10 protein-coding genes and 1 tRNA gene are annotated in these 10,559 nt (G+C 66.0%); 8 read left to right on the forward strand and 3 right to left on the reverse strand.

Annotation, left to right across the window (positions count from 1 at the left end; translation table 11 throughout):
* Nucleotides 1-4: 4 nt before the first annotated feature.
* Nucleotides 5-81: transfer RNA gene (locus ACLB0R_RS14595), tRNA-Met, on the forward strand.
* An 83-nt stretch (nt 82-164) separates the two neighbouring features.
* Complete coding sequence (gene trxB, locus ACLB0R_RS14600; protein ID WP_416644390.1) at nt 165-1,133, forward strand: thioredoxin-disulfide reductase; 969 nt, start codon at nt 165-167, stop codon at nt 1,131-1,133.
* On the opposite strand, the gene ACLB0R_RS14605 is transcribed toward trxB, so the two are convergent.
* From ACLB0R_RS14605 to ACLB0R_RS14615, 3 genes are read right to left on the reverse strand one after another with little or no spacing between them, the layout of a single operon-like run.
* Nucleotides 1,134-1,907 (reverse strand): hydrolase 1, exosortase A system-associated, encoded by a 774-nt coding sequence (locus ACLB0R_RS14605; RefSeq protein WP_416644081.1) that lies wholly within the window; start codon nt 1,905-1,907, stop codon nt 1,134-1,136.
* Complete coding sequence (locus ACLB0R_RS14610) at nt 1,895-2,581, reverse strand: hypothetical protein (protein ID WP_416644082.1); 687 nt, start codon at nt 2,579-2,581, stop codon at nt 1,895-1,897. The genes ACLB0R_RS14605 and ACLB0R_RS14610 overlap by 13 nt, the downstream gene beginning before the upstream one ends.
* On the reverse strand, nt 2,578-2,850 hold the full coding sequence (locus tag ACLB0R_RS14615) for an acyl carrier protein (RefSeq protein ID WP_416644083.1): 273 nt from the start codon (nt 2,848-2,850) through the stop codon (nt 2,578-2,580). Before ACLB0R_RS14615 ends, ACLB0R_RS14610 begins: the two co-directional genes overlap by 4 nt.
* 130 nt (nt 2,851-2,980) lie before the next feature.
* Here ACLB0R_RS14615 and ACLB0R_RS14620 point away from each other — a divergent pair, with 130 nt between their 5' ends.
* The 6 genes from ACLB0R_RS14620 to ACLB0R_RS14645 all read left to right on the forward strand — a co-directional run bounded on the left by ACLB0R_RS14620 (nt 2,981) and on the right by ACLB0R_RS14645 (nt 10,517).
* Nucleotides 2,981-4,492 (forward strand): acyl-CoA ligase (AMP-forming), exosortase A system-associated, encoded by a 1,512-nt coding sequence (locus tag ACLB0R_RS14620; protein ID WP_416644084.1) that lies wholly within the window; start codon nt 2,981-2,983, stop codon nt 4,490-4,492.
* Nucleotides 4,489-5,757 carry a pyridoxal-dependent decarboxylase, exosortase A system-associated gene (locus ACLB0R_RS14625; RefSeq protein ID WP_416644085.1) on the forward strand — a complete coding sequence of 423 codons (1,269 nt, stop codon included), beginning with the start codon at nt 4,489-4,491 and terminating at the stop codon, nt 5,755-5,757. Before ACLB0R_RS14620 ends, ACLB0R_RS14625 begins: the two co-directional genes overlap by 4 nt.
* Nucleotides 5,758-5,825: 68 nt before the next feature.
* Complete coding sequence (locus ACLB0R_RS14630; protein WP_416644086.1) at nt 5,826-6,467, forward strand: XrtA/PEP-CTERM system exopolysaccharide export protein; 642 nt, start codon at nt 5,826-5,828, stop codon at nt 6,465-6,467.
* 17 nt (nt 6,468-6,484) lie between these two features.
* A complete protein-coding gene (locus ACLB0R_RS14635) occupies nt 6,485-7,987 on the forward strand; it encodes an XrtA system polysaccharide chain length determinant (protein WP_416644087.1) in 1,503 nt (500 codons plus the stop codon).
* Nucleotides 7,984-8,916: an AAA family ATPase gene (locus ACLB0R_RS14640; RefSeq protein ID WP_416644088.1), complete on the forward strand. Its 933-nt coding sequence runs from the start codon at nt 7,984-7,986 to the stop codon at nt 8,914-8,916. The genes ACLB0R_RS14635 and ACLB0R_RS14640 overlap by 4 nt, the downstream gene beginning before the upstream one ends.
* Entirely contained in the window at nt 8,913-10,517 is a 1,605-nt protein-coding gene (locus tag ACLB0R_RS14645) for a hypothetical protein (protein WP_416644089.1), read from the forward strand. Before ACLB0R_RS14640 ends, ACLB0R_RS14645 begins: the two co-directional genes overlap by 4 nt.
* Nucleotides 10,518-10,559: the final 42 nt, after the last annotated feature.

A 10,559-nucleotide genomic window follows, 5' to 3' on the forward strand; every position in this document is an offset into this window, starting at 1 on the left:
GAGGGGCGGAGTAGCTCAGCTGGTTAGAGCACGGGAATCATAATCCTGGGGTCGGGGGTTCAAGTCCCTCCTCCGCTACCAACGTCGATAGAATTTCGCGGGCGGGCGTATCCTTTCGCGCAGCGCTTGCGTAAGCCATATCCATATCGATGGGACGAATGACGATGACGACGCACACCACCCGCATGTTGATCCTGGGTTCCGGCCCTGCCGGCCTGTCTGCCGCGATCTATGGCGCGCGCGCGGGCATGAAGCCGATTCTCGTGCAAGGCATCCAGCCCGGCGGCCAGCTGACCACGACGACCGATGTCGAGAATTATCCCGGCTTTCGCAACGTGATCCAGGGCCCATGGCTGATGGAGGAAATGGCGGCGCAAGCCGAGCATGTCGGCACGACGCTGGTGTACGATACCATCGTCGAGGTCGATCTGTCGCAACGCCCGTTCCGGTTGGTCGGCGATGGCGGCGATGTCTATCTGGGCGACGTGCTGATCGTCGCGACCGGCGCGCAGGCCAAATGGCTCGGCCTCGACAGCGAGGAAGCGATGAAGGGTAAAGGCGTCTCGGCCTGTGCGACCTGCGACGGATTCTTCTATCGCGGCAAGAAAGTCGCGGTGATCGGCGGCGGCAACACCGCGGTCGAGGAAGCGCTTTACCTCACCAACCACAGCGATGACGTGACGCTGATCCACCGCCGCGACAGCTTGCGCGCCGAAAAAATCCTGCAGGATCGCCTGTTCGCCAATCCCAAGATCCGCGTCGTCTGGAACAAGGAAGTCCGCAATTTTTACGGCGCGGGCAAGCCGGAAGCGCTGACCACGCTCGAACTTGCCGATACCAAAACCGGGCAAATCTCGTCGCTTGCCGCCGATGGTGCCTTCGTCGCGATTGGCCATCACCCGGCGACCGAGCTGTTCCGCGGCCATCTGAAGCTCGACGACGATGGCTATATCGAGGTCGAGAAGGGTTCGACCAAGACGAGCGTGGCCGGCGTTTTCGCGTGCGGCGACGTGATGGACAAAATCTATCGCCAGGCGATCACGGCGGCAGGCACGGGCTGCATGGCCGCGCTCGATGCCGAACGTTTCCTTGCCGAGGCCGATTTCGAGAAGCTCGCCGAAGCGGCCGAATAATCAGTCGACCAACGCTTCCTCGATAATCGCGAGCAACGCCGCCTCATCGCTGGGGCGAGCAAAGCTGTGCGAGTCGGTCTCGATCAGCCGGATGCCGCTGTCAAAGCCGACGCGCTCGGCGGCGGCGAGAAAGGTGAGCGCGGTGGCATCGCCATCGGCAATCGCGATCAGGCTATCGCCACGCCGGCGCAGCGTATCGAACAGGCCATGTTCGAGATCAGCGTCGCGCGCCGACCCGCCCGTTGCCATCTTGGCGACGCCCTTGGCCAGGCCGCCGAACTTGATGCCGCCGGTCAGTGCGCGTGCCCAAGTGCCGGGTTCGCGCAGTTTTTGCGCGTAACGCGCCTTGATCGCCTCGGCATTGGGCAAGCCGTCGCCATCATCGTGGAGCCAGGGGTTGGCGAGGACCAGCCGATCGATGCGGTCTCCGAACAGGGCGAGCGCGGTCGCGGCGTCGCAGATGCCGAAGCCGATGATCCGCTTCACGCGCGGCGCATAGTGGCGAAAGGTGGTCAGGGCCGCGTCGATGTCGGGCCGCGTGCTCCGATAGCCGCCATTAGCCCCGCTCGAATCGCCAACGCCGCGCCGGTCGAAGCGGAAGACAGGGTGGCCACGCTCGGCGACGAGCCGCGCCAGCCGCGCCATGCCGCGATGCGCACCGGCACGGATTTCGTTGCCGCCCGACACAATCAGCAGACCGGTTGCGCTATCGGCCACATCGAGCGTGCCGACAAGCTGTTCGCCAGCGCACGAAAAGTCGACTATTTTTCGCATTGCCGCACCCAGGAGGCGAGATCGGCAGCGAGCAGCCCGGCGAGCGTCGGATCATTGCTCGGTTCCGCCCGGCGCCACAGCGGCGCACCGTCGACCGAGCGATCCGACGGCATGGCGTCATCGAACAGGCGCATCGTACGAACGGGGCGCTCAGTGGTGGGGGCGGCGGCGCGTAATTCGGCGATCAGGCTGGCCGAGATGCGGTTGCCGGCAAGCTCCAGCGTGTCGCCCTCGGCGGTATGTGCCGGCTGACCGAGCTGCGCAACATGGCCAGCGCGGAGCAGATCGCGGACCAGCGCTTCGCCCGCGACCGGCGCGAAATGCCAGCGGCTCCTGGCCTTAGCGAGCCGATCGACAAGCGCGCCGCCGCGGATGGCAGCAACATGAACCGGGCCATGGCGTGCAGCGGAGTGTGCCGCAGCGGCAAAGGCCGCTTGCCATTCGGCGAGCGACGCCTTGTCGGTATCGACCAGGCTTTCGTTCATGCCCGGCAGATCGGGCAGCATGCTCGCGAGGCTCAAATCTGCCAGGGCACGCTGCAGGGTGACGGTGAAGGCGCGCGTCCGGTTCGCTTCCTCGAACAGCGCGGGGGCGATGAGCACCACCGGCCCCACTGGCGGGCCGAAGCGAAGGACGGCTTCTTGGCCGCCTTGCCATTCATAATGGGTGATCAACGCCTGATATGTTCCGTCGCAAAGCGGGTGAGCGCGCCGAAGGTAGCGAGCATGTCGCCATCGACTTCGTCATCCTCGATCAGGATGCCGAGGCGATCCTCGATTTCGGTCAGCACGCCAGCGACCGCCAGCGAATCGAGCTCGGGCATGCTGCCGAACAGCGGTGTGTCGTCGTCCAGCGCATCGGCGCGCTCGGCACTCAGACCCAGCACGTCGCGCAGCACTGCACGCACCGTGGCTTCCACCTCAAGGCTGTTGTCGACCGCCAAAACGCGCCCCCATGCGCCCATTATCGTTGTTAAGCCCGCGTTACCGAAGCCGGGGCGCGCTGCCAAGGGCTAGTGCCGCGGCACCGCTGGCCCTTGGCAGCGGCGTGGCGCGCGCTATCAACGGCATAAGATGATCGAGCTTGATCCCGTTCCCCGGCCGATCGACTGGTTGCCCGCGCGGGGCGCCCCCGATGCGGTGGCGCTCGAGGACCGCGTTGGCGCGATCGATTATGCGGGGCTGGAAGCGACCGTAGCGCGGATGGCGGGGTGGCTGGCGGCGCGGCGCTTGCCCGCGGGCGCCAGAGTCGCGAGCTGGCTGCCAAAGACGCGTGTCGCCGCGCTGCTGCCGCTCGCCGCACCACGCGTGGGCCTCGTGCATGTGCCGGTCAACCCGCTGCTCAAGCGCGCGCAGGTCGCGCATATCCTGGCTGACAGCGGCGCCGCTTTGCTGATGACCCAGCCGGAGCGGGCGGCGACGCTGGAAGCAGGGAACGTGCCGCCCGATTGCGCAATCGCGATAGAGGCCGAAGCGCTGGCGGGTGGCGATGCCCTGCCGGCGAGCGAGGCCGACCCGGATGCGCTGGCGGCGATCCTCTATACCTCGGGCTCGACCGGACGACCCAAGGGGGTGATGCTGAGTCATGCCAACCTCTTGCTTGGTGCGATCAGCGTGGCGCATTATCTCCGGCTGACCGACGCTGATCGTGTGCTCGGCGTGCTGCCGTTGAGTTTCGATTACGGGCAGAACCAGTTGTTTTCGACCTGGGCGGCAGGCGGGCGCGTGGTACCGCTCGATTATCTGACCCCGCGCGACGTGATCAAGGCAGTCGAGCGCCATGGCATCACCACGCTTGCCGGGGTGCCGCCGCTGTGGGTGCAATTGCTTGAGGCGGAGTGGCCGGAAGCGGCCGCATCATCGTTGAAAAGGCTGACGAATTCGGGTGGAGCGCTGACCCCGCGCTTAGTCCGGGCGCTGCGGGCGCGCTTTCCGGGGGCCGATCTCTACCCGATGTACGGCCTGACCGAGGCATTCCGCTCGACTTACCTCGCGCCTGAACTGGTCGACGCGCATCCCGACGCGATCGGCAGCGCCATTCCCCTTGCCGAGGTGCTGGTCGTTCGCGCGGATGGCAGCGAAGCGGCGCCGGATGAACCGGGGGAGCTGGTGCATGCCGGGCCGCTGGTCGCGCAAGGCTATTGGCACGACCTCGAGCGGACGGCGCAGCGTTTCCGCCCTGCACCCGCGCATTCCCGCTATGGCGGCATCGCCGTGTGGTCGGGCGACACCGTTGTGCGCGGTGCCGATGGCCTGCTCCGCTTCGTCGGCCGCGACGACGAGATGATCAAAAGCGCGGGCAACCGCATCAGCCCGACCGAAGTGGAAGAAGCGGTGCTCGCCGGTGGCGAAGCAGCAGAAGCGATTGCGATCGGCGTGTCGGACGAGCGGCTGGGGCAAGCGGTCGTCATCATCGCGCGGGCGAATGGCGACGCGAGCGCGGCCGAACAGGCCTTGCGCGCGCGGCTGCGGCGTGATCTGCCCAATTTCATGCAACCCGCCCGCTATGAGTGGCGCGACGCGCTGCCGCGCAACGCCAATGGCAAGATCGACCGCGCAACGCTGCGGCGCGAGATTGCGGCATGAAAGCGATGGGCGCGATCCCCGCGGCATTCTCCGGCGACGGGCCACTGCTGGTTGCAGGCCGCGACGCCGAAGCTTGGATTGCGCAAGCCGGTGATACGCCGCTGTTCGTCTATGATTTTGGGATTATTGCGCGAAAGATTGAGCGTCTTCGCAAGGCGATGCCGGCCGGCCTTGCCATCCATTATGCAATCAAGGCGAACCCGTTTCCGCCGCTGGTGCACGCCATTGCGCCGCTGGTAGATGGGCTCGACATTGCCTCGGCTGGCGAATTGGCGGTCGCGCGGCGCGCGGCGCCCGGCAGTGCGATCAGCTTTGCCGGGCCGGGCAAGCGCGACGACGAACTGGCCGCCGCGATCGACGCGGGGGTTACGATCAATCTCGAATCCGCCGGGGAGGCCCGCCGAGCGCTGGCGATCGCCGACCGGATCGGGGTCACGCCGCGCCTCGCGGTGCGCGTCAATCCCGATTTTGAGCTGCGCGGATCGGGGATGAAGATGGGCGGCCGTGCCTCGCCTTTCGGGGTCGATGCGGCGCAAGCACCCGCTCTGGTGCGCGAGCTGATCGCGGCCGGCGCGGACTGGCGGGGGTTTCATATCTTCGCCGGCTCGCAAGCGCTCGACACCACGGCGATCATCGACACCCAGGCGCGGACGATCGCGCTGGCCGCGCGCCTGGCAGAAGCAGCTGGCGCATCGCCGCCGCTGGTCAATCTGGGCGGCGGCTTCGGCATTCCCTATTTCCACGGCGACGCATCGGTTAACGTCGAAGCCGTCGGCGGAGCGCTGAACAACGTCATGACGTCACGCGGCGACGTGTTGAGCGACACCCGCTTCGCCATCGAACTCGGCCGCTGGCTGGTGGGGCAGGCAGGCGTCTATCTGACGCGTATCGTCGACCGGAAGGAAAGCATGGGCGAGACCTTCCTGGTGGTCGATGGCGGCCTCCACCACCAGCTCGCCGCATCGGGTAATTTCGGCACCGTCGTCCGCCGTAACTACCCGATCGCGCTCGCCAATCGGCCTTTTGCGCCGGCAGAGGAAACGGTAAACGTCGTCGGCTGCCTGTGCACGCCGCTCGACCGGCTCGGCGACCAGATCGCCCTGCCGCGCGCTGAGGTGGGTGACGTTATCGCCATCTTCATGGCGGGTGGTTATGGCTTGACCGCAAGCCCAACCGCGTTCCTCGGCCACCCCGCGCCGCGCGAGATGTTGGTCGGGTTTCCGGGTAATCCTAACGCTATCTTTACCCCTTCCGACCATAGCTGACCCTTGTAGAAGCCTGCCCGGACGCATGACGTCACGCTCGGGCGGCGCTGATGCCGGAGGGTCATGTGATGCGTTTGCCCAGGGTTTTCGTGGTTTTCGGCCTGGTTTCGGTGGCGAGCCTGGCGCTGTCGAGCTGCGCGACCGGTGGCGGGCACGAATTGCCGCCGGCATCCTATGTCGCGACGCAGGAACATGCCGGCGAGGAATATGTCATCGGCCCGCTCGACCAGCTCAACATCTTCGTCTGGCGCAACCCGGAGCTTTCGGCAAAGGTTCAGGTCCGGCCTGACGGGCGCATCACCACGCCGCTGATCAACGACATGCCGGCGGTCGGCAAGACCCCGGCAATGCTCGCCGACGACATGAAGCTCGCGCTCAGCGAGTATATCAAGGACCCGATCGTCTCGGTCATCGTCGAGAATTTCTCGGGCACGTTCAGCCAGCAGATCCGCGTCGTGGGTGCGACCGAAAAGCCCGCAGCGATCCCGTATCGCGCGAATATGACCGTGCTCGACGCGATGATCGCGGTCGGTGGCTTGTCCGAATATGCCGCCGGCAACCGCGCCAAGCTCGTCCGCTATGACCGCAACACGGGCAAGCAGGTGGAATATCACCTCCGCTTGTCGAGCCTGCTGAAAGGCGGCGATTCGAGTGCGAACGTCCGGCTCCAGCCCGGTGACGTCATCATCATTCCAACGAGCATGTTCTAGAGGAGCGGGGCAGCCGCATGACCGGCCTTTACCAGGAATTGCTGCTCCTCGCGCACAGCCTGTGGCACCGCCGCTGGCTGGCGCTGGCGGTTGCCTGGGGCGTGGCGATCGCCGGGTGGTTCGTCGTCGCGCAAATCCCCAACAGCTATACCTCGACCGGTCGCGTCAACGTTCAGGTCAATTCGCTGCTGCCCGACAAGGTCGGCATGAGCGCGGCTGACCAGCAGAAAACGATCGACCAGGTGCGCCAGACGCTGACGAGCGCGGTCAACCTCGCCAAGGTGGTGCGCGCGACTGATCTGGCCAACACCGTCGCCAGCGACCGCGACGTCGCCGATCGCGTCGCGGGCTTGCAGAACGCAATCAAGATCACCCAGCAGCAGGATAATCTCATCGAGATCACCGCGACCGCGTCGAGCCCCAAGCTGGCGCGCGCGATCGTGCAGAAGCTGATCGACATCTTCGTCGAGGAGAATTTATCGGGCGGCAAGGCCGAGACATCGTCGACGCTGCAATTCCTCGATCAGCAATTGGCGGCGCGGCAGAAGCAGCTGCAGGATTCCGAAGCCAAGCGCGCCGATTTCGTCAATCGCTATCTGGGCTCGCTGCCCGGCACCGGATCGCTCGCCGATCGCATCGCTCAGGCGCGCAGCCAGATGGCGCAGGTGGAAAGCGATCTCGCGGCAGCACAGGGTGGGCTCGCGGCGATCAACGCGCAAATGTCGAGCGCGGCGGGGCAGGGCGGTGGTGCAACAGTCAGCTATGGACCCGCGCACGCCCGCGTGAGCGCGATCATGGGTCAGCTTGCCGAGGCGCGTGCCAAGGGCTGGACCGACGCCCATCCCGATGTGATCGCGCTCAAGAGCCAGCTGTCGGCGGCACAAGCGGCGGCGCGCGGCGAACCGGCGACGGTCGGGCAGGCGGCCAATCCGGCGTTGGTGTCGTATCGCTCGATCGCGGCGGAAAAGCAGGAGCAGGTCGCGGCGCTGAGCGCGCGCAAGAGCCAGATCCAGGGCGATCTCGATCAACTCAACGCCAAATTGTCGAGCGATCCCAATGCGGCGGCCGAACAGGCCCAGCTCGAGCGCGACTATCAGGTGCTGAAAGACCAGTATGACAAGCTGCTCGCCGATCGCGAAGAAATCCGCTTGCGCGGTCAGGTGCAGAACCAGACTGACGCGGTGAAGTTCACGGTGGTCGATCCGCCGACCGCGCCGCGCAGCCCGACCGCACCCAATCGGCCATTGCTGCTGACGGGCGTGCTGATCGCCGGCCTGGGCGCGGGCGTCGGCGCCGCGTTCCTGATGGCGCAGCTACGCGCGACCTTTGCAACCGCCACCCGGCTGGAGACGGTGTCGGGCTTGCCGGTGATCGGATCGGTGACCGAAGTCGTCACCCACGCGCAGACCGCGCTGCGGCGCCGCCGGCTGCTGCTCTATGCGGGCGGTCTGGGCGCGTTGGGCGTTGCCTATATCGGCCTGATCGGCGTCGAATTCATCCAGCGGAGCATGGCGGCATGACCGAGATGCGCCCCATCCGCCGCCAGGGTTCGCTGCTCGAACGCGCCGCGGCGCATTACGACCTGGGCCGTGCGTTTGCGCCGACCGATCCCGTCGCGCCGCTGCCGGTTGCGCCCGCACCGGTGGCTTTTGCGCCTGACCCTGCGCCGTACCCAGCAATGCCGGCGCCTCCAATGCCTGCCGCAAGCCGTACAATTGCGTCGGTCGCGGTCGATCGCGGTTTGCTCACCAAGCAAGGCATGCTCGTGCCCGGTGCCCCGATCGGCGCTCTGGTCGAGGAATTCCGGCTGATCAAGCGCCAGCTGCTCATCACCGCACGCGCGATAAAAAATGAGGGCGACAAGGCGCGGATGATCCTCGTCTGCTCGGCCAATCCCAATGAGGGCAAGACCTATTGCGCGATCAATCTCGCACTGTCGCTGGCGGCCGAGCGCGATACCGATGTGCTCTTGGTCGACGCCGATTTCGCCAAGCCCGATGTGCTCCGCCGGCTCGGCGCAAGCGATCGCCCCGGCTTGCTCGACGCGCTGGCGCGGCCCGATGCGCGGATCGAGGATTATGTGCTGACGACCGACGTGCCCCAGCTCAGCCTGCTGCCCGCAGGCACGCGCAGCTCCAACGACACCGAGTTGGTCGCCAGCGAGCGCACCGCGCAGCTGCTCAGCCAATTGATCGCCGCCAATCCCCGGCGGCTGATCCTGTTCGATTCCCCGCCCGTACTGGCCGCGTCGCCCGCCGCGACGCTCGCGCACCATGTCGGGCAAGTGATGATGGTCGTGCGTGCCGACAAAACGTCGGAAAGCCACCTGCGCGATGCCGTCGGCCTGCTCGACGGGTGTGAGCATATCCAACTGGTTTTGAACGCCGTTTCCTTCGCGCTCGGCGGGCGCCGCTACGGCAGCTATTATGGACAGGAGAGCCCGCAATGAGGCCGCTCGTTATCGCCATCGCCGCTTTGGGCATGGGTGCATTGTGCGCCACGCCTGCCGCCGCCAAGAAGCGCAAGGTCAGCATCGATCCCTATATCGAAGTGGGTCAGGTGGTGACGGCCGACGTCAACAGCAGCGATGTGCTGACCTACACGACCGTTGCCGCGGGCGTGGACGCCAATGCCCAGACCCGGCGCGTGCAGATGCAGATCAGCTATCGCTACGAGCATCGCTTTGCCGAAGCAGGCGGCATCGGCAACAGCAACGTCCATAGCGGGTTGGCGCGGGTGAACGCCAAGCTGGTCCCGGGCGTGAGCCTGGAGGCCGGTGGTCTCGCGACGCGCGCGCATGCCGATATTCGCGGCTCGGCGCCCGCGCAGCTGACCGGCAATGTCGGCAACACCAGCCAGGTCTATTCGGTCTATGGCGGGCCGACGGTCGGCACCAATCTGGGGCCGATCGGGGTGAGCGGCGGCTATCGCATCGGCTATACCAAGGTCCGCGCGCCAACCGCGACCGGCGTTGACCCGACTCAGCCCGCGCTCGACGTTTACGACCAGTCGACCAACCAGCTTGCCCAGGCGAGCCTCAACCTGAAATCGGGCGTGGTCGCGCCGGTCGGGATCACCGTGAGCGGCGCCTGGGAGCGCGACGACGCCAGCCAGCTCTCGCAGCGTTATGACGGCCGCTATGGCCGCGCCGATGTGTTGTGGCCGGTGTTGCCGACCTTCGCGCTGACCGCCGGCGTTGGGTACGAGCATATCGCCGTCACTCAGCGTGACGCTTTGCTCAATGCCAGTGGCAAGCCGGTGGTTGATACTCATGGTCGCTTCGTCGAGGATCCCGCCTCGCCAACGCGCATCGCCTATAAGTTCGACGGGCTCTATTATGATGCCGGTGTCGTCTGGAAACCGTCGCCGCGCACCCACGCCGAAGTGCATGTCGGCCGCCGCTATGGCTCGATCAGCTATACCGGCACGCTGGCCTTCCAGCCGGTGCATGACGCAGCGGTCGCGGTGAACGTCTATGATGGTGTTACCACTTTCGGCCGCCAATTGCGCAACGGCATCGCCGCGCTGCCGACGAGCTTCGGCAACAGCGCTACCGCGTTCGGCAATGATTTCAACAGCTGCACTTTCGGCAATGACGGTGCTGCCGGCGGCTGCCTGAACAGCGTGTTTCAGTCGATCTCGACCTCGGCATTCCGCGCGCGGGGCGTCGATGCGGTCGCCTCGATCACGCATGGCCGGGTGCGCTTCGGCGGCGGCGCGGGCTATAGCAACCGCAAGTTCCTGGCGCCCAGCACGGGCGCAGCTTTCCAGATCAACGGCGTAACCGACGAAAGCTATTATGCCGAGCTGTTCGCCGCCGATCAGATCGCCGATCACACGACGATCCAGGGCACGGTGACGGCCAACTATTACAACAGCGGCGTTGCCGGCGCGAAGGGGATCTACAGTGTCGGTGGTACGGCGTCGCTGGGTCGCGACTTCGGTCACTTCTCGGCGCTCGGATCGTTCGGTGCCTATACCTTCGCGCAGGCTAATCGGCCCGACACGGTGGTGATCGAGGCGTTGATCAGCGGGCGTTACCATTTCTAGCGCTTCGCCAATTCTAAAGCTTTCGCGGCTAGGCCGGGCATG

Origin of the sequence: Sphingomonas sp. GlSt437 (assembly GCF_048015635.2) — a bacterium.
Classification (GTDB): Bacteria; Pseudomonadota; Alphaproteobacteria; order Sphingomonadales; family Sphingomonadaceae; genus Sphingomonas.

What these genes read in the sequence shown, in the direction of transcription:
- trxB (WP_416644390.1), top strand. Translation starts at nt 165, where the DNA reads ATGACGACGCACACCACCCGCATGTTGATCCTGGGTTCCGGCCCTGCC.
- ACLB0R_RS14605 (WP_416644081.1), bottom strand. Translation starts at nt 1,907, where the DNA reads ATGCGAAAAATAGTCGACTTTTCGTGCGCTGGCGAACAGCTTGTCGGC.
- ACLB0R_RS14620 (WP_416644084.1), top strand. Translation starts at nt 2,981, where the DNA reads ATGATCGAGCTTGATCCCGTTCCCCGGCCGATCGACTGGTTGCCCGCG.
- ACLB0R_RS14625 (WP_416644085.1), top strand. Translation starts at nt 4,489, where the DNA reads ATGAAAGCGATGGGCGCGATCCCCGCGGCATTCTCCGGCGACGGGCCA.
- ACLB0R_RS14630 (WP_416644086.1), top strand. Translation starts at nt 5,826, where the DNA reads ATGCGTTTGCCCAGGGTTTTCGTGGTTTTCGGCCTGGTTTCGGTGGCG.
- ACLB0R_RS14635 (WP_416644087.1), top strand. Translation starts at nt 6,485, where the DNA reads ATGACCGGCCTTTACCAGGAATTGCTGCTCCTCGCGCACAGCCTGTGG.
- ACLB0R_RS14640 (WP_416644088.1), top strand. Translation starts at nt 7,984, where the DNA reads ATGACCGAGATGCGCCCCATCCGCCGCCAGGGTTCGCTGCTCGAACGC.
- ACLB0R_RS14645 (WP_416644089.1), top strand. Translation starts at nt 8,913, where the DNA reads ATGAGGCCGCTCGTTATCGCCATCGCCGCTTTGGGCATGGGTGCATTG.